Source organism: Rhodoligotrophos defluvii, assembly GCF_005281615.1.
In the GTDB taxonomy this organism is placed as follows: Bacteria; Pseudomonadota; Alphaproteobacteria; order Rhizobiales; family Im1; genus Rhodoligotrophos; species Rhodoligotrophos defluvii.
Map to the genome: position 1 here is coordinate 429,020 of NZ_SZZM01000003.1, position 20,621 is coordinate 449,640.

Sequence of the window (20,621 nt, forward strand, 5' to 3'; positions counted from 1 at the left end):
GTATATATCACCGCCGCGGCTCGTCAGGCATCCCCGATCGCAAAGCCCTTGCGGATCGAAAATCATGGTCGGATCGATGCTGCTAATGCAGATAGGCCGTGTCATGGACGCTGCCTCCTTCGATCTCGAGATAGACCTCGACTTGCGTCGTTTGCCGGCTGGGTTCCGGCCGCGACTCTGCCTCGGGCGGCGCATGGTCCATCTGCTGGAACTCGCCGCTGAGGCTCTCCGCCTCCGTTTGCGCCCTCGACAGAACCTTCGATTTGATCGGCTTGGTGAGCACAGCCACCGACTGGTCGCCCCACAGCACCTTCACGACGGCTTTGCTGTCCACGGCCGCAGCGAAGGCGGCATCCCATTGCCTGGCGAATTCCACACCATGCACATAGCGTTCGCCAAGATCGATGCCGCTCTGGAACGTCCAGAACGCGTTGCCATACCAATAGACGTCCGGATGAACCGAATATCCGCCCGTTGCCACCACAGCCCGATCGGCGATGTCGCCCGGCTCGGCGGGGGGCGGTGTGAAAATTTCCTCGGGGTCGACCAAAGCGCTGTCGCTGCTCGGGGGTAAGACGTAATAGCCGTCAGGATCGCTGTTGCCGCGGGCGAAGCCCTCCGCGACGGGAATGGGTGGTGTGCTGATCGCATACTGCCCCTCCCCCAGGTGATGCGCATCGGCACGGCCGAAGCTGAGCTTCCCATAAGTCGCGTTCCATTGGTTGGCGGCTAGTTTTGCCCGGTAGGCCGCCAGCTCTTCGTGAATCCCGAAGACGAACGACCAGTAGCGACCCTCGAAGAGATACGCCCTGCCCAGCACGTCGCCCCTAGTCACGATCCCTTGCTCTCTGATCAGCCCGGCCGTGGGCCCATTGATGACGAGCGGCTGGCTGTCGGCATCATCTTCGGCAGGTCCCGACCAGCGTTCGGGCAAGCGGTCCAGGCCGGCCATGTCGTAGAGATAGGCCTGCTTCGAGACATGACCCTCTTCACTGTGCCTGATGATCACAATCTCTCTCGCGCGCTCCCACAAGCCAGCCATCCGGCGGTGAAACGGCACATAGAGGCTATAATAGTTCTCCGGCGGGCCCGGCAGCTGTGAGCAGCATTGTCCGCCGCCCTTGAGCTTTCCGCCTTTTTCGATGAGGCCGGTTTCCGGGTCCATGTGATAGGCGTCGAGCTCGGCGCCCCGGCGCGCTTCGCCGCTGATCCAGTCCACCGTGTGGAACGTACGCTGTTGACCAGGCACGCTGCGCAGCGCCACGGTCTCGCCGGTACTCCTGATCTTGGTCACCGTCAGCGTGTCCTGCGTTACCGGATGCTGCCAGGTCTCCTTCGCGCCCGGCTCGAGATTGGCGAAGCGGCGCGGCACATCGCTGAAAGTCGCCGTCATGGGGATGGGGCTGATCGACTGCATCTCCTCAGATGAGGGCCCCGGCAGCAGCGGCGCCATGTCCATGCCGCTGGAGGGCGCAGCGCTTTCCGCTCTGCCTGCAGGCGCGATCTCCGCCAATGCCCCGCCGCCGCGCCGCGCGGCCACCGCCAGGGCGCCGTCGACCGTCAATCCCAAGGCACCGCCGATGATCTGCTTCACATTGTGATGGCTTATGCCCTGTTCGAGGTTGTAGACGCCGCCCACCACCGGAATTTCGCTGATGACCCAGTTCTTGAGAAACTGGAGATCGCTGACGAAATGGCGATGGGCCTCGGTTTCGGCGTCATAGCGCTCGACCAGCCGCGCGATTTCCTGCGTGATGGCCTCTGGCGAGAGGGGCCGTCCGACCTCGCGAAGGTTTTCCTTGGCCCGCGCGATCACCCACGGGTGTCTGCTCAAATTCTCGTTGAACGCCGCTTCCGCGTCGTGCAGAGCTGCGCGCGGGTAGAGCACATGCGTCGGGTGCCGCTCGTCATGTTCGCAGCGAAGTGCCAAGGTGTGTCCCACCCCCGGCAGATCCGCCAATTGCAGGAACCGGTCCAGAGGGGTGGCGGAAATGGTCTCGGTCAGCCCGTAGGCGTGGGTCTTCGAGAACACCTGCTCCTCGTACTGCAGGTCCTCCCGGGAGTGCCCGGTCGCCTTCTGCAGGATGTCCAGTGCCGCGTCTACGCGGTTGAAGCGCGGCGGATGGCCGAAATTGGCCGTCCAGCGCTCGCCGAAATAGGCGAGCGCGTCCTGTAGGATCTCGTCGGGCGCCTCGCCCTTGGGCGAATAACCGCTTGATCGGGCGAGGTGGAACGCGGTCTCGACATAAGGATTGACAGAGCCGTGCGGGTTCTTCTGCCAGCTTTTCACCTCGTCCAGAAAGGCCCGCAGCAGCGTGGCACGGTCCTCCAGGCCCGGCGGCGCCTCTGTGGCCTGGCTTGCCGCCCTTTGCCTCACGATGCAGGCAAGCGAGAAGGCGGGCGTGCCGATCTTGTAATGGCTGTCGAGGTGGTTTTCCGCCGCCCATTCCGCCACCAGCTGCTGACGTTCGGTAACGCCGAGCCGTGCCATCCCCGGCACCTGCGCGAGGGCGGGATCATCGGCAAGCGCACTGATGGTCTTGCCCATCGCGTTGATGATCGTGCCCTGCTCGAGGCGCGGAGCGGTGTCGTCACCCTGGTGCCCGCTGGCGGGCTTGAACATCTGGCTCTTCAGCCACTCCCGCCCAAGCGCTTCGAGAAAGACTTTGCGCAGCGCAGAAAGCCGAATCGGCGAGTCTGGATCAGCGGAAACCTCCTGCGGCCGCACCCTGCTGAACAACAGGGCCGCCTGGTCGAGGAAATGGCCCTCCCCGCGGGAGAAGATCCTGGCGAGATCGGCCGAGCCCAAGGCCATGCGGGCACCCAGAACCGCGGGATCGATGCGGAGATGGGGGTCGCTGTCATTGATCTCCTTCAGGGCACCGATGGCCGATAGAGGCCTGCTTCGCTCCGCCTCCCAGTCAACCCAGCGCAACGCCATGCTGAGCTCGGCAAGGATGCCGCCCCCGGTCTCCTGTCCATGCGCCACCGGCAGGGCCTGCTGGGCTTCCGATCCCTCGGCTGGCGTGACTTGCCTGTCTTCTTCGGGCGAATTGGGGCGATCCGTCATCCACCGGCCTCTTTAATGTCCAATCGTGCAACAACGGATCAGAGAGAGGCAAACTGCGGCGACTTACCGGCCCAAACATGCCCCTGCTGTGGCGCCAGGACGTCTCAGGTGAGCAGCATGCCCCAGAGCCGCGTATGGATGGCGGCGAATAGACCGCTTTCCGCCGCGAAGAACCCTTGCAGCGCCACTGTATCGCCTTGCGCGAGCATGGTCGCGACGCTCAGCCACAGGGCGGTCACCGTCGTCGTGTGGGTGCCCGTGATGCCGCCCAGCGACCCCGGAATGACCGTGGCGCCGTTCTTCCAAAGCCTCGCTCGCATGCGCGCATTCGCGCTCGCATCGATCTTGTAGAGGCAGCTTGCCCCAAAGAGATAGGCGCCTGCCACCGGAGCGGTGAACAGATGGCTGGTCGTATTGAAGGCCGAGCGGTTGTCGAATTCGGTCTGGTTCAAAGAGATGGTGGTCCAGCTGTCTGCCGCAACCAGCTGGTCGGCATCGAGAAAGGCCGCGAATTTCGGGTTCGCGGCAAGCGCGACTGTACCGTTGGTCCCGGCACGCAGGGCCTCCGTCCAAGCCGAGCCATCCGCGGAGGTTTTGAGCACGAAAGCGTCCTCCCCCATCAGGCCGATCTCGGCACGGCCCGAGAAATTGTCCTGGAACAGCACCGAGACCGTGTTGGCCTGCGTCTCCTTGTTCATGATACAACGCAGGTCACCGGTGCCGCCCGCGCCGGCAGGAAGCGCATTGAGCAGCGCACTGTTCACAGTTGCGGAGAGCGGGTTGTTCTGATCGGCCGTCGTCCCTATCCCGAGCAGTTGCACATTTTGCAGCACGCTGGCATCGCCCGCAAACGGCAGCCACTCGATGCCGTCGAACACGAGCGCCAGGTCCTCGTCCTGAACCCAGGCAAGCCAGCCTTCCCGCGGTACGCGGAGCACCCAGGCCCCGGCCTGAAAGGCGGCGAGCTTGCCGTCGTGTCCCGCCCAGGCGCCCGTCGCGCCAGAGGCGATGATGTAGCGGTCGCCCTCGCTGGCGCTGGCGGGCGGCGTGGCCAGGTGGCGGTCGAGCACCGAGAGCTGCACCACCGCGTCCAGCACATCGAGGGCTTCGTTGTGGGTAACGTGCTTTTGGGCCTGGGCCGCCTCGATATAGGGCATTGCCAGGTTCGGGCTGTCGGCCATGTGAACTCCTCAAGGAAGGTTCAAAACGATCCGGCGCCCTCTCCGCACCCCGCCGTCGCCGAGGCCGGCAGATTACCACGGCCGAGTCGGCCGGGATTAAGTCGCAAATCAGCACATAGGCCAGGGGTCTATAAGCCCCAGTCGATGTCGGACGCGCTCTCGGATGGTTCCGGGCGCTCTGCGTCTGGTCCAGCCGGAACGGAATGCACCTCTTCGGCACGATCCGACTGATCAGATTGCCCATTCCGGCGCGGTATCAAATCGATGAGGCCATCGAAGAAACCCATGTGAACCTCCGTTGGTTTATGTGCGGGAGCAAGTTCAGGCGTCGATCGCGGCGGGAATTCATCCAGGCGGCGGTGAACTGGGGGCAAATCGAGGCGCCAGGGCGTCATCGGGAGGCGGACCTCGTGACATTCGACGATTTCGCGACGATTGAGGTCAGTCCCAAGGGGACACCGGTCTTTCTGCGTCAGCACGGCGCAGGCCCGCCTTTGCTCCTGTTGCACGGCTTCCCCCAGACGCATCTGATGTGGCGGTTCGTGGCGCCGTTGTTGGCGTCGCGCTTCACCGTCGTCTGTCCGGATCTCCGCGGCTACGGCCGCAGTGGTTGTCCGCCATCGGCGCCCGATCACGGCCCCTATGCCAAGCGGGCCATGGCTGAGGAGATGGCGTCCGTCATGGAGCAGCTCGGCTTTCCCCGCTTTGCCGTCGCCGGCCACGATCGCGGCGGGCGGGTTGCCTACAGGCTTGCGCTCGACCACCCCGAGCGGGTCGACCGGCTCGCCGTGCTCGACATCGTGCCCACTGCGGATGCATGGGAGCGCGCGGACAAGCGCTTCGCCTTGGCGTTCTGGCCGTGGTCGCTCCTCGCCCAGCCGCAGCCCCTGCCGGAACGGCTGATCGCCGCCGCGCCCGATGCGATCATCGACGACGCGCTCAGCGCCTGGGGCTCGCCGCCGCGGGCCTTTACCGCCGACGTGCGCGCGGCCTATACCGCGGCGCTGAGCGATCCCGTGCATATCCACGCCATTTGCGAGGAATATCGGGCGGCGGCCACTCTGGACCACGCCCATGATGCGACGGACCGCCACGCGGGCCGACACATCGCCTGTCCGGTGCTCGCGCTATGGAGCGGCAAGGGGGCGCTGGAGACGTGGTATGCGGAGAGCGGCGGCCCGCTGGCCATATGGCGCGCCTGGGCCGCGGACGTTTCAGGCCAGGCCCTGGACGCCGGCCACTTCTTCCCCGAGGAGATCCCCGAAGTCACGGCGGACCGGCTGGGCGAATTCTTCGCGAGGCTCGGTTGAGCCCTTCCATTAGGCGAATTGCGCAAGTCCGTGGCCGACGGACCAGTTCTCTTTCGCGGACTCGGTAAGGGTCACGAATACATCCTCCGGCCGAATGCCGGGGCTTTGGCCAAGAAGCTCCGCAATCTGCCGGAATAGCGCCTTCTTTTGGTCTGAGGTGCGCGTGTTGAACACCGTGATCTGGATGAAAACGAGATCATCGCTGCGCGCTATGCCAAAGGCGGCGCCATAGCGGAAATTCGCGCCCTCATGTTCCGTGATGATCATGAACTGGTCGTCTTCGGGAACATCCAGCGCATCGCGCAGCGCGCGGTAAAGGCTGTCGCAAATCGCCTGCCGGTAGCTGTCCGGCTTGCCGGCACGCAGCGAGATGTGAGAGAGCGGCATCGCAGGTTCCTTCCATTGGTCACGAGGTTACATAGCCGCTGCCATCGTCATTTTTGAATTCCATAGATGACGATATCAGTGATAATGTTTGAAAATGATTGGCCGTCCCCTCGACCTGGATGCCGTTCAGGCATTCATCCGCATCGCCGAGCTTGGCAGCTTCACGCGCGCGGCTGAAGCCATGCGGACCACCCAATCCGCGGTCAGCCTGAAGCTGAAGCGGCTGGAAGAGAGGCTTGGCTGCCGGCTGGTCGAGCGGACGCCGCGATATGTCGAGCTTTCGGTGCAGGGCGCGGCCTTCCTCGCGCACGCCCGTGAGCTCTTGGAGGTTCATGATCGCGCCTTCACCATTTTCGCCGGGGCCCGGCAGCGTCTCACCATTGGCATCAGCGATCACGTCGCCGGGCCGGAGCTGCCGGCGCTGATCGCGCGCATGAACGCGCAAGACCCGAAGCTGTTGATCGAAATCCGGATCGGATCCTCGGGCGACCTGCTCCAAGGCTACGACCGGCGCGAGTTCGACGCGGTGATCGTTCGCCTGCATGCCGGGAGGAGCGACGGGGAAATTCTGGCCGAGGAGAAATTCGGCTGGTATGCGGCGCCGGGCTGGCAGCATCGCGCGGGCGAGTCCCTGCCGGTTGCCACGATGCCCGAGCCCTGCGGCGTGCGTGTCTTGGCCGGGCAGATCCTCGACGAAGCGGGCGTGCCGTGGACGGAAGTGTTCGTTGGTGGCGGCGTCGCGGCGGTTTCTGCCGCCGTGATGGCCGGACTCGGCATCGCTGCCTTGGCGCGGCGTATGCTGCCATTCGGTGCGGTCGATGTCGGCCCCAAGCTCGGGCTTCCCGATTTGCCGCGCTTGCCGATCATACTGCACTCGCGGGTCAAGGAGAACCGACCGCGCGATGCCCTCGCCGCGCTTTCGGCCGCCTTCAGGAGCGCGGTTCGCGACTAGATGTGAGCTACGCCACCCCTCAAGACAATCGGCAAAACGGGTCGCGCGCTTCCCGGCCGAAGGCCAGGCTGCTCCGTCGGCGCATAATGCTGCGAGCCGAGGAGTCGCGTAGATGATCCAGCACGTCGACCGAATACGCTGCCAACGCCAATCAAGACGGTCATCTCCCGGTCCAGGACAGCGATGGACGCGGGCAATCCGGCCAAATCGGTGATCATGGTGGTCTCGTTGGCCCGTCCGATCTCGGCGGCAATCGCCACAGGCGTCTCTGCCGGCAGGCCTTGCGCATGCAGCATTGCGGAAATCTCGGTGCCCTTCCGGCCAGCCATATAGAAGATCGTCGTGACGGAAGGGTCGGCGATCGCGGACCAGTCGATGTCCCGCGGCAGGCCGCCGTCCTTCGCGTGACCCGTCACAAACCGGACCGATCGAGCGCAGTCGCGGTGGGTCAGCGATACGCCGAGTCTTGCCGCCATCGCCAGCGCTGCCGTGATGCCGGGGACCACATCATAGCCGATGCCAGCCTGCTCGAGCACCTCGATTTCCTCCCCGGCTCGACCGAAGATCATTGGGTCACCGGACTTGAGGCGTACGACCCGTCTTCCCGATTTGGCAAGAGCGACCATCATGCTGTTGATCTCGTGTTGAGCGCAGCTCGGCCGCCCAGCGCGTTTGCCGACGCGGATGCGCTTGGCCTCTCGCCTCGCGAGCTCGAGGACTTCGCCGGAGACAAGATCATCGAACAGGATCACATCGGCCGCCTGGAGCGCGCGCATGGCTCTGAGCGTCAGAAGCTCGGCATCGCCCGGCCCTGCGCCGACGAAAGTCACATGCCCGTGTCCCTTCGTTCCTGATGCGGTGTCCAGCACGTGATCAAGGGTAGCATGCGATGAGGCGTTGGGTGCCGGCCCGAAGGCTAGATCGACGAAGCGTTCCCAGAAGGCGCGGCGCACAGAACCAAGCTGCAGCCTCGCAGCGACGCGATCACGCCAGTCCCGCGCGAATCCGGCCCACTGCGCCAGGGATCGCGGCAGAAGGGCTTCGATCCTCCGGCGGATCGCTTGGGCGAGAATGGGAGCGGCGCCCGACGTCGATATGCCAACCACCACGGGCGAACGGTTGACAATCGTGCCGAACTGGAACTGGCCGAATTCAGGCCTGTCGATGATGTTGCAGATAACTCCGGCGTCCCTGGCCGCGGCACTGAAGGCAGCCGCCTCCTCCTGCGAGCGAGCGTCCGCGATCGCCAAGGCCGCGCCGCGGAGACCATCGGCGTCCCATGGCGTAGTGATCAACGTCGCACCCACGCCGCGCGCGACGAGATCCAGCAGCTCTTCCGCGACCTCTTCCGGCGGGGCGTAGACCTCCACGCGCGCGCCGGCAGCGCAGAGAAGCTCTGCCTTCCAGGCGGCAGCCGCGCTGCCCCCGGCCACGACGGCACGCTTGCCCGCCAGGTCGAGAAATACCGGAAGGACGCTGAGCTCACGGATCCTTTGCGGGGCGGCCTCACTCGGCTGCGTTGAGGCGATCTGCATTGATGAGGGTCCTGATCTCCACGCGGCACGAGCCGCAGTTGGTTCCGGCACGCAGGCGCGCGCCGATTTGCTCAATGCTCGCGCAACCCGACGCGACGGCGTCCGCGATCTGGTTGACGCCGACATTGAAGCAAGCACAGACCACGCGGCCGATGGGAGGAAGCAGCACCGGTGAACGGCCGGCGAGCAGCGCCAGGCGGTCCTTCGGGGATAGCGGCTGCCGCGATGCAAGCAGGGCGGTCAGCCAGTCGCAAGGCGGCAGCTGGCCGACTGGAGCCACAAGCAGCGCTTCGGCGAGCGCTCCATCTTCGTCCAGCGCGGCGACCCGGTAGGTCCGGCCCCGCCTGTCGGTGTATTCGACGAGGCGGTTGCGCGCGAAGCCGTCGAGCAGCCGTTGCGAGAGCAGGATACCCTCGTCCGGCGTCTCTGTGCCGCACAGCTCATAAAGCCAGCCGGCTTCGATGGATCGCTTGCTCCAGTGCACGAAGCCCGTCGGCCGAATATCGCGACGGCTTAGCAAAACGCCAGCCCAGGCGACCTCTTCGCGCCGGATGTTGATGGGGGCGTGCTTGAGCTCGGGCTGCCCGGAAAAGGGATCGCAGATCGGGCTGGCGAGCGTTCCCGCTGCGGCATTCGCCGCGTAAAGCCCGCTCCAATGCATGGGCAGGAATGCCGTGCCCGGCTTCTGGCCATCAGTGATGACCACCTTGGCGCGCGCAAAGCCCCACGGGCCTTCCAGTCGTACCAGATCGCAATCGGCAAGCCCGTTGAGGGCGGCATCGGCAGGACTGATCTCCACGGTCGGCTCTGGCGCATTGGACATCAGCCGCGGCACGCGGCCGGTCCGCATCATGGTATGCCACTGGTCGCGCAAGCGTCCGGTATTCAGCGCGATGGGGTGCCGTGCATCGGCCGGGCAGGCCAACCCTTCCTGCCGCACAGCGATGAACCGGGCGCGGCCGTCCGGGGTTGGGAAACGCCCCGCGCCGAGCAACCGCATCGCGCGGGCGCCATCACAGGGCGCCGGCCAGTGCCGCGGCGCGAACCGGTCGTATTCCGCTTCCCCCATCGCGGCGAACGCGCCGATGTCGAAGAGGCGGTGCCCATCGTTCTCGAAGCCCGAGAGTGCGGCGTGTTCGCTGAAGATGGCTGTGGGCCCGTCATAGGCGAATGCATCGCCGAAGCCCATGCGCCGGGCGACATCGCATATGATGTGCCAGTCCGGCCGGGCCACGCCCGGCAGGGGTAGGAATGGCCGTTGCCGCGAGATGCGCCGTTCGGAATTCGTCACCGTCCCGTTCTTCTCTCCCCAAGCGGCCGCGGGCAGCAGCACATCAGCGAAACGGGTGGTGTCGGTGCGGGTGACGTCGGAGACGACGACGAAGTCGCAGGCCTGGAGCGCCGCACGCACCCGTGAAGCATCGGGCATGCTGACGACCGGGTTTGTGCCCATGATCCACAGCGCCTTGATGCGGCCGTCCCCGGCGGCCCGGAACATGTCGACAGCCTTCAGTCCCGGCGAGCGGGCGATGTTCGGCGCGTTCCAGAAACGCGCGACGCGATCGACCGCCTCAGGATCGCCGAAATCCATATGCGCTGCCAGCTGGTTCGCCAGGCCGCCCACTTCGCGCCCGCCCATGGCGTTCGGCTGGCCAGTGACCGAGAATGGGCCGGAGCCAGGTCGGCCGATACGCCCGCTCGCAAGATGGCAGTTGAGGATGGCGTTCACCTTGTCGGTACCGTGCGCCGACTGGTTCACGCCCTGGCTGTAGACGGTGATCGAGCGCTCGGTCGCGGCGAAGGCCTCATAAAAGGTCCGTATGTCGGCGGCCCCGAGCCCGCAGCGCGCTGCAACCTCATGCACCGAAGGCGCATCCGCCATCGCGACGGAGAGTGCCTCCGCGAAGCCCGTTGTCGATCGGGCGATATAGTCCTGGTCGATGGCGTTGCTGCGCGTGAGATGCACGAGCAGCCCATTGAACAGCAGGACGTCCATGCCCGGATCTATGGCGAGATGCAGGTCGCATTCGTCAGTCGTTGCCGTCCGGCGCGGGTCGACAACGACTATCTTCGTGCCGCGCTCGCGCCGCGCCGAAAGAAGCCGCTGGTAGAGCACTGGATGGCACCAGGCGGTGTTGGAGCCGGTGAGCACGACCAGATCGGCTTGCTCGAAATCCTCATAGATGCCTGGGACGATGTCCTCGCCGAAAGCGCGCCGGTGCCCCGCCACGCTCGATGCCATGCAGAGCCGCGAATTGGTATCGATATTGGCGGAGCCGATGAACCCCTTCATCAGCTTGTTGGCGACGTAGTAGTCCTCGGTCAGCAGTTGCCCGGAGACGTAGAAGGCGACGGCGTCCGGACCATGCCGAGCGATGGCTTCGCTGAAACGTCTCGCCACCAGATCGAGCGACTCGTCCCAGCTCGCCTGCCACCCGCCGATTTCCGGGAAAAGCACGCGTCCTTCCAGGCCGGTCGTCTCGCCGAGCGCTGCACCTTTCGAGCACAACCTGCCGAAATTCGCAGGATGGTCGGGGTCTCCGCGGACGGACACCGAACCATCCGCCGCCACACGGGTCAGCAGGCCGCAACCCACGCCGCAATAGGGGCAGGTGGTCCTCGTCTCGATTGCCGGCTCCATGCCCATCACCATCACTCCGCCACGGCGTTCGGTTCCAGCGCGACCGAGATCCGGCCGTTCTCGACCCGCACCGGAATGGTGTTGACCGAGCCTTGATCCGCGCCTTGCACCTCGCCGGTTTCGAGCGAGATCACCCAATTGTGCAGGGGACAGGTCACAGAAGCGCCATGGACGATCCCCTGGCTGAGCGGCCCGCCGCGGTGTGGACAGTGATCCTCGATGGCGAAGACCCTGTCGTCAGCCGTGCGGAAAACGCCGATGCGGCCCAGCGGCGTGATCACGCACCGCGCACCCCGCCGCGGAATATCCTCGAGCATGCCAACATCGAACCAGGTCATGCTCTTCACTCTGCCGCCTTTTGAGCGGGGATCCTGGCGAGCGGCCTGAATTCGTGCTGGTCCTTGCCCGAGACGCGCTCGGCCCACGGATCGACCTGGGCAAACTTCTGGCTGAAGACGAACCGCTCGTAGAACGCCCTGCGACGGGAGGTGTCGTCCATGATCTGACGGCGAATCTCGTCGTAACCGACGCGCTTCGCCCATTTGTAGATGCGCTCGAGATAGCGGGCCTGCTCGCGATACATCTGGGTCAGTGCCACGATCACCTCAACCGCCTCGTCCTCCGTCTTCACTTGGCCGAGCACCTCGGTACCCTTGATGTCGAGGCCGGCGGCACCCGCGAAATGGATTTCGAAACCGGACTCGACGCAAACCACACCGATGTCCTTGCAGGTCGCCTCGGCGCAGTTTCGCGGACAGCCCGACACCGCCATCTTGACCTTGGCGGGGGTCCAGGACCCCCACATGAACTTCTCCAGGCGGATGCCGAGACCGGTGGAGTCCTGCGTCCCGAAGCGGCACCAATCCGAGCCGACACAGGTCTTCACCGTGCGCAGTCCTTTGGCATAAGCATGGCCCGAGACGAATCCCGCTTTGCCGAGATCGGCCCAGACGGCAGGCAGGTCCTCCTTGCGAATGCCCAACATATCGATGCGCTGCCCGCCGGTCACCTTCACGGTCGGGATGGCGAACTTGTCGACCACATCGGCAATGGCACGCAGCTCCTTCGCGGACGTGACCCCACCCCACATCCGTGGGACGACGGAATAGGTGCCGTCCTTCTGGATGTTCGCGTGCACGCGCTCATTGACGAAGCGGGACTGGTAGTCATCCGCGTACTCGTCCGGCCATTCCGCCATGAGGTAATAGTTGAGCGCCGGCCGGCATTTAGCGCAGCCGCACGAGGTCGTCCACTCCAGCTCCTGCATGACGGCGGGGATGGACTTGAGACGCCGCGCCTTGATGAGCCGGCGAACCTCGTCATGGCCCAAACTAGTGCACGAGCACATCGGCTGGATCGCTGCCGGACTGTAGCTCGCGCCGAGCGTCAGCGACATCAGCTTTTCGACCAGGCCGGTGCATGAGCCGCAGGATGCCGAGGCCTTCGTGTGTGCGCGCACATCGTCCAGGGTCGTCAGGCCCTTGCCCGTGATGGTCGAGACAATCTTGCCCTTGCATACGCCGTTGCAGCCGCAGATTTCCGCGTCATCCGCCAAGGCCGCAACGGCGGCCAAAGGGTCCGGCGAGGCGCTCCCCTGAAATGCCTGACCGAAGATCAGCGTCTCGCGCATCTCGGATATGTCCGTCTGCTTCTTCTGCAGATCGGTGAACCAGGCGCCGTCAGACGTGTCTCCGAACAGCACCGCGCCGATGATGCGGTTCTCCTGAAGGACCACGCGCTTGTAGACCCCGGCCGAGGCGTCGCGCAGCACGATCTCCTCGCGGTTATCGCCGTCGGCGAAGTCGCCAAGCGAAAACAGGTCTATGCCGGTGACCTTGAGCCTGGTCGGCGTCTCCACATGGACGAAGCGACGATCCCCTGAGCCCGCAAGTGTGGCCGCTGCTACGCGCGCCATTTCGTATAGAGGGGCGACGAGACCGTAGACGTTGCCGCCTACTTCGGCACATTCTCCGATGGCCAGGATGTCCGGATCGGAGGTCTGCATACGGTCATCGGTGACAATGCCGCGATTGACCTCGAGAGCCGCCTCCTGGGCGAGCGCGACGTTCGGCCGGATGCCCACCGCCATGACCACGAGGGTTGCCGGAATGACGGAACCGTCGGCCAGCTGCACGCCCTCGACCCGGCCGTTGCCGAATATGGCTTTCGTGTCGGCCTTGGTCACGACCTTGATGCCGCGTGCCTCTATGGCTTTCTGAAGGAGGTAGCCGGCCGCCGGGTCGAGTTGACGTTCCATCAGCGTTGGCATGACGTGCAGCACGGTCACGTCCATGCCGCGCTCCTTGAGGCCCGCAGCGGCTTCGAGCCCGAGCAGTCCGCCGCCGATCACTACGGCCTTCTCGCGCGATTGCGCTGCGAGCAGCATCGCGTTGACATCGTCGAGATCGCGGTAGGTCAACACGCCGGGCAGATCCTTCCCCGGCACCGGCAGAATGAACGGCACCGAGCCCGTGGCAATGACGAGCCTGTCATAGGCTTCGGTCACGCCCTGGTCGGAGGTCACCGTCTTGGCGGCGCGGTCGATCGCGACGATGCGGTGCCCCTTATACAGGGTAATGCCGTTGGCGATGTACCACCCGTCGCCGTGAATGACGATTTCCTCAAAGGCCTTCTCGCCCGAGAGGACCGGCGACAGCATGATGCGGTCGTAGTTTACGCGCGGCTCAGCGTTGAAGATGGTTATGGCGTAGCGGTCGGGTGCGGCATCCAGCAGGTGCTCCAGCATGCGACCGGGGGCCATGCCGTTGCCGATGATGACGAGTCGTTCGGTCATGGGCGTGGTCCTTCTCTCTCATTCCGCTGCGGGGGCGAGCATGTCGGTCCGATCGGCGGCGGTCCTTCGTTCCATCCGCCGGATCGCGCCATGCATCCAGGCCAGGCAAGCGGCGGTGATGAGGAACAGCAGCAGGAAGCAGCTCGACCAGATGCCTGTCAGGTCGTTGAGCGCGCCAAACAGGATCGGCAGAACGAAGCCGCCGAGACCGCCGATCATGCCGACGAGGCCGCCCACCGCACCGACATTGTCGGGGTAGTAGACGGGAATGTGCTTGTAGACCGCGGCCTTGCCGAGGCTCATGAACAAGCCGAGCACGAAGGCGATGATGACGAAGGCCGTGGGGCCTATCGCGAAGCGGAAGCTGATCGCGCCGTTGATGCCCTGGACCGTATAGTCGGCCGCCGGCAGGGACAGCAACGCGCAGCAGACCGCGCAGACCGAGAAGGTCCAGTAGAGAACCGTTCGCGCCCCGATGCGGTCCGACAGGACGCCGCCATAGGCGCGAAAGATGGAGGCGGGAACCGAGTAGGCCGCCCCGATCATGCCGGCGGTGGCGAGATCGAAGCCGTATACGCCGACGAGGTAGCGCGGCAGCCAGAGCGCCAGTGCGACGAAGGCGCCGAACGCGAAGAAGTAGTAGAAAGCAAAGCGCCACACCCGCATGTCGGCGAGTGGCGCGAACTCGCCAGCGAAGCTACGTGTTTGCCCCGTGCCCGATAGCCGCCGGCGGCGGATCACCGGATCGTCTTCGGTGGTGAACCAGAACACGATGGCCATGATCGCCAGCGCGGCCGCCCAGATCAGCGCCACGGTCTGCCAGCCCCAGGCGAGGAGCACGAAAGGCGCTGCAAACTTGGTGACGGCGGCGCCGACATTGCCGACGCCGAAGATCCCGAGCGCCGTCCCCTGTCTTTCGGCGGTATAGAACCGCGAGACATAGGCGACACCGACGGCGAAAGACCCGCCGGCGAGACCCACGCCAAGTGCCGCTAGCAGCAGCTCCGCGAACGTGCTGGCGAAGGCGAGCAAAAAGGTCGCGAGCGCGGCGGCCAGCATGGTGCCGGTATAGACCAGCCGGCCGCCCAGCCGGTCCGTCCAGACGCCGAGCAGGATGCGCACCAGTGACCCGGTCAGGATCGGCGTGCCGACCAGGACACCGAATTCGGTGTCGGTCAGGCCGAGCGCATCTTTGATGCGAACGCCGATAATGGAGAAGATCGTCCACACGGCGAAGCACACGGTGAAGGCGATGGTGGACAGCGAGAGGGTGCGCGTTGCGGAAGGTTCGGGAACAGGCACGGCTTCGGTGATTTGGCTCATCGCTGGCTCCTTGAGCGGCACGAGGCGGCGCTGCGCTTGGCTGAAAAGAAAAAGCCGCCGGCCAGGTCGCCCGCATCCCACGCAAGCGGGATCGCGAATTGACCTGATCGGCAGCTTTGCCTGGAGCGCCCGCCCTTGGACGCGAATATGATGGCCCATCGTTGGGCCCAGCGATTACCACGCAGAAACCGTGCCAGCTCCGGCGTGGAGACGAATAGTCTTTGAAATCAGGCGTTTATCAGGTAAGAACCTCGTAGGCCTCGCCTGCGCAGCCAAAAGCCTGCCAGTTTTTCTCGCAATGCGCGCACAATATTTGTGCAGCGCACCATAGGGCGGCAGGGTACGCGGAACATTCAGCCGCTGCGTCACATCGCTAAATAATCGTCCAGCCGGTCTGGATCGAAGGTCTTGCCGTCGAAGAAACCGTCGGGACCGAGAAGGAGGCTCGCGCCGGCGGAACCGACGGGCATGGGGGTTTGCAGCGCGCCCTCGACCTTGGCGTTGGCGCCGGGCAGCGCCACGCCGAGCGACTTGAGCACTGTGCGATAGATCTCCGGCCGATACGTGTCGCGCGCGACCGCCTCATGCGCGGCGCTTGCCTCAATCTGCCCCCAGCGCACCATCTGGCTGTAGAACCAAAGAGCGTGGCTCTTCCACGGAAAGGTCGCCGCGCGCGCGTGCGGTATGAAGAAGTCGGCCGCGATCACGGTGCTGTCATCGCCCGCCTCGATCTCGCCGGAGAGCGCCGGGCGAAGCCATTCGGCGGGGCATCCCACATAGTCGGGTCGTGAAAGAAGCTCCGCTAGCGCCTGGTGGTTCGCCGCGTCACCACACCACTGGGCGGCGCGGTAGAGCGCTCTGAGCAGCGCGGCGAGGGCATCCGGGTTCGCATCTGCCCAGGAGGCTGAGACACCGAGCACTTTTTCGGGGCTCGATCGCCAGATGGCCGCCTTGACCGTTGCAATGCGCCCGACCCTCCTTGCGACGGCGGCCGTGTTCCAGGGTTCGCCGACGCAGTAGCCGTCGATGCGGCCGGCTTCCAACGCATCCGCCATCAGCGGCGGCGGAACGATGACGATCTCCACATCGCGGTCGGGGGCGATGCCGCAGCCCGCCAACCAGTAGCGCAGTTCGTAATTGTGGCCGGAATGAGGGTGGACGACGGCGAAGCGGAGGCGTTCCCTGTCCCCGCGGGCGTCGACGGCGCGCTTGAGTGCCGCTCCGTTCGAAAGCGCCTCGAAACCGGGACCGGCGCCATTGTCCCTCATCGCGGCCCATAGGGCGCGCGAGACCGTGACCGCATTCCCGCCAAGACCCATGGCTAAGGGCGCAATGGTACGTGTGGCCAGAGGGGCAAGGCCGAGATTGAATGCGATCGGCATCGGCGCCAGCATATGCGCGACATCGAAATGCCCGACGGCGAGCCGATCGCGAATGCTCGCCCAAGAGTTCTCGCGGACGAGCACGAGCTCGAGGCCTTCTGCTTCGGCAAAACCTCCTTCACGCGCGACGACGAGCAGCGCGCTGTCGAGCAGCGGTAGGAAGCCGGCCGTGACGCGATGGCTCGCCGTCATGTGTCGTCCCCCGGTGCGAGCAATCCCGCCGCCATGATGAGGCTCTGCGCGATCTCGCTGATCTTGCGGTTTTGGTTCATCGCCGTCCTGCGCAGCAGCGCATAGGCGTCCTGCTCGGAGAGCCCGCGCGATTTCATGAGGATCCCCTTTGCACGCTCGACCAGTCTGCGGTTCTCCAGCTGGGTGCGCGCTTCCTCGAGCTCGCGCGCCATGCGCGAGAAGGCGTTGAAGCGGCTGATCGCCATGTCCAGGATCGGCTTGACGCGCTCCTTACGCAGACCATCGACCACATAGGCGGACACGCCCGCATCTACCGCCGCCTCTATGGACGCGCGGTCGGACCGGTCGACGAACATGGCAATCGGGCGCTTTACGGCCCGGGTGAGCTGGAACATGCTTTCGAGCATGTCGCGATTAGGATTCTCCAGATCGATGACGATCACGTCCGGCTCTGTCTCGGCAATGCGCCGTGCGATGCCGGTAACATCGTGGATCGCTGTTACCTGCGCGTGACCAGCCTCGCGCAATCCCTCCTCGATGATGGCCGCACGAATGCGGTTTTCGTCAATGATCAAGATCCTGAGAGAGGTCGGGTCCATGCACTCTCTCTTTGCCTGCCAATATCAACGGTGCAAGTCAAATAGCAGGTTACGCGATGGGGCTTGGCTGATTTGCGTGAGGGAAGGCAGCGCTCAAATCTGCTAGGTCGCAAGTGCCTACGGCCCTCATTGGGCCGGGAGTGGAACCGCGGCTCTTGCCATGGACATGGAAGAAAAAAGAACCCCCGGTTCAACTTTTGGGCCACCAGAGTGTTATGGGTCGCGGGCGGATGGTTCACGCAGTCCAGGACCTGCGAAGGGCATGCCCTGGAGGAGCAAGCAAGGAGATCGGCATGGACGCACGCGTGAGGCACCGTCGCATCGTGGTCGGTGAGGTCGACACGTTCTACCGCGAGGCAGGACCGGACGACGCGCCCGTGGTCCTGCTTCCACATGGCTATCCTTGCTCGTCATACGAGTTCCGGAACCTCATGCCGCGATTGGCCGACCGCTGGCGGCTACTCGCGCCCGACTATCCCGGCTTCGGCTACAGCGCCACGCCCGACGACTTCGACTACAGTTTTGACGGCTATGCCGACTTCCTCGATGGCTTCGTGGAGGCACTCGGCATCGTAAGTTTCGCGCTCTATCTTCACGACTTCGGCTCGCCCATCGGCGTGCGCTTGGCAATCAAGGCGCCGGAGCGCGTAACGGCCCTCATCATCCAAAACGGCGACGTGCCCTACGAGGACGCGCTCGGCGCGAAATACGCTGAGATCGAGCAGACATGGGAGCTGCCGCACTCCCGGATGAGAGAGAAGTTGGCTGAAGCCGTGAGCGAGGAGACGTTCAAGGAGGAGTTCCTGAACGACGTGAGCCGGGAGCTCGCGCAGCGCATCCCTCCAGACCTCTGGAAGCTGCACTGGTCGCTGATGACGCCGAAACGCAAGGAGATCGCGGTTGACCTCCTTGCGGGCCTGAAGGCGAACCGAGCCTGGTTCCCGCACCATCGGAACTATCTCGCCGAAAACCGGCCGCCGACGCTGATCGTGTGGGGGCCGCAGGACGGGTACATGCCGGAAGCGTCGGCTCGCGCCTATCTTCGCGACCTTCCCGATGCTGAGCTCCACCTGCTCGATGGCGGCCACTGGCTGCTTGAGACCAATCTCGAGGAGGTGGTCGGGCTGATCCGCGACTTCCTCAATCGGGTTCAGGCGCCTCGGTGACCATCACCAACGGCGGCAGTACATCTCCACTCGTGCGGAACCGGTATGCTGCGCAAAAGACTGCGGGCACGGGCGAAACAACAACGTCAAGCTGATCGCGATTGGCCCAGTAAAGTCAGCCCTCTAAAGAACAAGGTGTGGCGGAGGGGGTGGGATTCGAACCCACGGTGCGCTTGCACGCACGGCGGTTTTCAAGACCGCTGCCTTAAACCACTCGGCCACCCCTCCAAAGGCGATGTCGACGGGTATATGGGACCGGCGAAGCGAACCCGCGAGAGCCGGTCAGGCTCGCGGGGTTCTATCATTGCCTCGCGCCGGTTGCAAAGGCTGGAGCAGGCTCCGTTCACATACAGGGCCGCAGCGCCTCCAGCACCAGGCCGTCCCACTCCGGATAGCTGTAGAGATCGATCACCGTCTCATACTGCGCCAGAACCATGAGGCGCACCCGATAAGGCTTGTGCCGCCCCAAGGGCCCCTGGCTCACGGTCGCCTCAGGTTCGATCTTGACGATCACGTCCGGCTCCTGGACCACGATCCTGTGGGCGATCGGCTTGCCCAATGGCGATGTCACCCCGAAGCTGCGGTCCAGCGCCTCCGCCACGCAGGCAATGCTTCTCTCAAAGCTGCGCTTGGCCACCCAGCTGTGCGCCGGGGCCTCGTCGCGCAGCGACGGTCCACAGCCGCTCAGCCCTGAAGTGCCCAGCACCAAGGCCAGCGCCAGAACATAGTGTCTCATGCCTCGTGTTTCCCCGCGAACGCCCGATGCCCGCAACACCTGCCCCTGATTCTCCACGCTCGCATAGTGTCACGAAACGAAGGCACGATCAGCAAAGAAAGCGCAACAGGACGGCAGCCGCTTCAGCGCGCGCCTAGTTCGTGCGGGTTCCGGGTGGCGGTGGCTGCTCCGCCCGTTCCGCCATGCGGAGGAGCGCGCCGGCAAGCGCCCGCGCTTGCGCCGACGTCAATACCAGCTGCAGCGCTTCGAGATCGGACGCGACCTTCTCCCCCGAAGCATGCTCGAGCCGCAGCGCGCAGGCGGTCTCCGCCACCACGGCGGTCTCATAGCCGACAAGCGCCCGGAGAACGATCATGCCGTCTGCATCCCTGTTCCATTCGACCATCGGCATACCCTCTCCTGTTCGCGAGCCGCGCAACTTAGCACAAGCATGCCTCAGCGAAAGGCGCTCTGATCTGCACCCGGCTCCGCTTGGTCGGTGGTCGCTTGCGTCAGGATCGGAAGAAGTCGCCGGCGGAAAAGGGCGATGTCACCGCCGCTGGAACTGGGAGGTCGCGTTTTCGGAAAGGCCGAGCACCGCCTCGGCCGTTGGATTGTTGCTGAACTCGCCGGCGCTTTCCAGCGCCAGAAGCTCGATGAGCCGCCGTCGGGCGCGGCTGACGCGGCTCTTGACGGTGCCCACCCGGCAGCCGCAGATCTCCGCCGCCTCTTCATAGGAGAAGCCGGATGCCCCCACCAGGATGAGCGCCTCGCGCTGCTCCTCCGGCAAGTCGGCGAGCGCCTCGCGGAAGTCCTGGAAGTCCATATGGCTGTCCTGGCGTGGAATATCGACCAGGCGCGCCTCGGCCTCCCCCTCGCCGTTGTCGACCTCATTGCGGCGTCGCCGCCGCTCCGAATAGAACGCATTGCGCAGGATCGTGAACAGCCAGGCGCGGAGATTGGTCCCCTCCTCGAAGCTCTCGATATTGGCCCACGAGCGCATCAGCGTTTCCTGGACCAGATCGTCCGCCTCGTCGCCATTGCCGCATAGCGAATAGGCAAAGGCGCGCAGATTGGGGATCTGGCCAATCAACAGCGACCGTAAGTTACCCGACACCGTCATTCTTCCTCCGGCCCATTTTTCTGTTTTTCCAGCTGAGCGATCAGGCTCAGCAGACGGTCCGGGATCGGTTGCTTGACGACATCGTCGTAAAGTGCCTTGAGCTGGCGTCCGAGCCGCTCCTGTATCTTCTTGTCCACGCCGGGCAGCCCTTCTTCGCCGCCGCGCCGGTCGAGGGTGGTAGAGGGATCGACGTTTGCCCCCATCTCATCATTTTCCCTTGTCACCATCTTCGTCCATTGTCGTAAGGGCCC

General features: G+C 64.8%; 17 protein-coding genes and 1 tRNA gene. 3 read left to right on the forward strand and 15 right to left on the reverse strand.

All coding sequences use genetic code 11. The features are described from left to right. Positions 1 to 82 precede the first annotated feature (82 nt). On the reverse strand, positions 83 to 3,070 hold the full coding sequence (locus E4P09_RS16315; protein WP_137390659.1) for a hypothetical protein: 2,988 nt from the start codon (positions 3,068 to 3,070) through the stop codon (positions 83 to 85). A gap of 104 nt (positions 3,071 to 3,174) precedes the next feature. Further along, positions 3,175 to 4,251 (reverse strand): DUF2793 domain-containing protein, encoded by a 1,077-nt coding sequence (locus tag E4P09_RS16320; RefSeq protein ID WP_137390660.1) that lies wholly within the window; start codon positions 4,249 to 4,251, stop codon positions 3,175 to 3,177. Between the two features lie 410 nt (positions 4,252 to 4,661). On the opposite strand from E4P09_RS16320, the gene E4P09_RS16325 reads away from it, so the two are divergent. Further along, entirely contained in the window at positions 4,662 to 5,561 is a 900-nt protein-coding gene (locus E4P09_RS16325) for an alpha/beta fold hydrolase (protein ID WP_239025234.1), read from the forward strand. A 9-nt stretch (positions 5,562 to 5,570) separates the two neighbouring features. Here E4P09_RS16325 and E4P09_RS16330 read toward each other — a convergent pair whose 3' ends face one another. After that, a complete protein-coding gene (locus E4P09_RS16330; protein WP_137390661.1) occupies positions 5,571 to 5,948 on the reverse strand; it encodes a tautomerase family protein in 378 nt (125 codons plus the stop codon). Positions 5,949 to 6,042: 94 nt separating this feature from the next. On the opposite strand from E4P09_RS16330, the gene E4P09_RS16335 reads away from it, so the two are divergent. Continuing rightward, positions 6,043 to 6,900: a LysR family transcriptional regulator gene (locus E4P09_RS16335; protein ID WP_137390662.1), complete on the forward strand. Its 858-nt coding sequence runs from the start codon at positions 6,043 to 6,045 to the stop codon at positions 6,898 to 6,900. Here the strand turns inward: E4P09_RS16335 and cysG are convergent. From cysG to E4P09_RS16370, 7 genes are all read right to left on the reverse strand, one after another. After that, the gene (cysG, locus tag E4P09_RS16340; RefSeq protein WP_137390663.1) at positions 6,897 to 8,435 is read right to left on the reverse strand and encodes a siroheme synthase CysG; all 1,539 of its coding nucleotides are present in this window, start codon (positions 8,433 to 8,435) and stop codon (positions 6,897 to 6,899) included. The two genes, E4P09_RS16335 and cysG, sit on opposite strands and share 4 nt — an antisense overlap. Next, positions 8,407 to 11,082 (reverse strand): nitrate reductase, encoded by a 2,676-nt coding sequence (locus tag E4P09_RS16345; protein ID WP_137390664.1) that lies wholly within the window; start codon positions 11,080 to 11,082, stop codon positions 8,407 to 8,409. Before E4P09_RS16345 ends, cysG begins: the two co-directional genes overlap by 29 nt. Before the next feature lie 5 nt (positions 11,083 to 11,087). Beyond that, positions 11,088 to 11,414 carry a nitrite reductase small subunit NirD gene (gene nirD / locus E4P09_RS16350; RefSeq protein ID WP_137390665.1) on the reverse strand — a complete coding sequence of 109 codons (327 nt, stop codon included), beginning with the start codon at positions 11,412 to 11,414 and terminating at the stop codon, positions 11,088 to 11,090. Positions 11,415 to 11,419: 5 nt separating this feature from the next. Then, entirely contained in the window at positions 11,420 to 13,870 is a 2,451-nt protein-coding gene (gene nirB, locus E4P09_RS16355; RefSeq protein WP_137390666.1) for a nitrite reductase large subunit NirB, read from the reverse strand. 18 nt (positions 13,871 to 13,888) lie between these two features. After that, complete coding sequence (locus E4P09_RS16360) at positions 13,889 to 15,193, reverse strand: MFS transporter (protein WP_137390667.1); 1,305 nt, start codon at positions 15,191 to 15,193, stop codon at positions 13,889 to 13,891. Between the two features lie 365 nt (positions 15,194 to 15,558). Continuing rightward, positions 15,559 to 16,767 carry a CmpA/NrtA family ABC transporter substrate-binding protein gene (locus tag E4P09_RS16365; RefSeq protein WP_137390668.1) on the reverse strand — a complete coding sequence of 403 codons (1,209 nt, stop codon included), beginning with the start codon at positions 16,765 to 16,767 and terminating at the stop codon, positions 15,559 to 15,561. After that, positions 16,764 to 17,366, reverse strand: a complete 603-nt coding sequence (locus tag E4P09_RS16370) for an ANTAR domain-containing response regulator (protein WP_137390669.1) — start codon at positions 17,364 to 17,366, stop codon at positions 16,764 to 16,766. Before E4P09_RS16370 ends, E4P09_RS16365 begins: the two co-directional genes overlap by 4 nt. A 293-nt stretch (positions 17,367 to 17,659) precedes the next feature. Between E4P09_RS16370 and E4P09_RS16375 the strand changes: the two genes are divergently transcribed. Then, positions 17,660 to 18,532, forward strand: coding sequence for an alpha/beta fold hydrolase (locus tag E4P09_RS16375; protein ID WP_137390670.1), 873 nt, complete (start codon positions 17,660 to 17,662; stop codon positions 18,530 to 18,532). Positions 18,533 to 18,670: 138 nt separating this feature from the next. Here E4P09_RS16375 and E4P09_RS16380 read toward each other — a convergent pair. From E4P09_RS16380 to E4P09_RS16400, 5 genes are all read right to left on the reverse strand, one after another. After that, positions 18,671 to 18,760 (reverse strand) — tRNA-Ser (locus E4P09_RS16380). A 115-nt stretch (positions 18,761 to 18,875) separates the two neighbouring features. Continuing rightward, positions 18,876 to 19,268: a hypothetical protein gene (locus E4P09_RS16385; protein WP_137390671.1), complete on the reverse strand. Its 393-nt coding sequence runs from the start codon at positions 19,266 to 19,268 to the stop codon at positions 18,876 to 18,878. 133 nt (positions 19,269 to 19,401) lie between these two features. After that, positions 19,402 to 19,659, reverse strand: a complete 258-nt coding sequence (locus E4P09_RS16390; protein ID WP_137390672.1) for a hypothetical protein — start codon at positions 19,657 to 19,659, stop codon at positions 19,402 to 19,404. A 138-nt stretch (positions 19,660 to 19,797) separates the two neighbouring features. After that, positions 19,798 to 20,370, reverse strand: a complete 573-nt coding sequence (locus E4P09_RS16395) for a sigma-70 family RNA polymerase sigma factor (RefSeq protein WP_137390673.1) — start codon at positions 20,368 to 20,370, stop codon at positions 19,798 to 19,800. After that, on the reverse strand, positions 20,367 to 20,573 hold the full coding sequence (locus E4P09_RS16400; protein WP_137390674.1) for a NepR family anti-sigma factor: 207 nt from the start codon (positions 20,571 to 20,573) through the stop codon (positions 20,367 to 20,369). The genes E4P09_RS16395 and E4P09_RS16400 overlap by 4 nt, the downstream gene beginning before the upstream one ends. Positions 20,574 to 20,621: the final 48 nt, after the last annotated feature.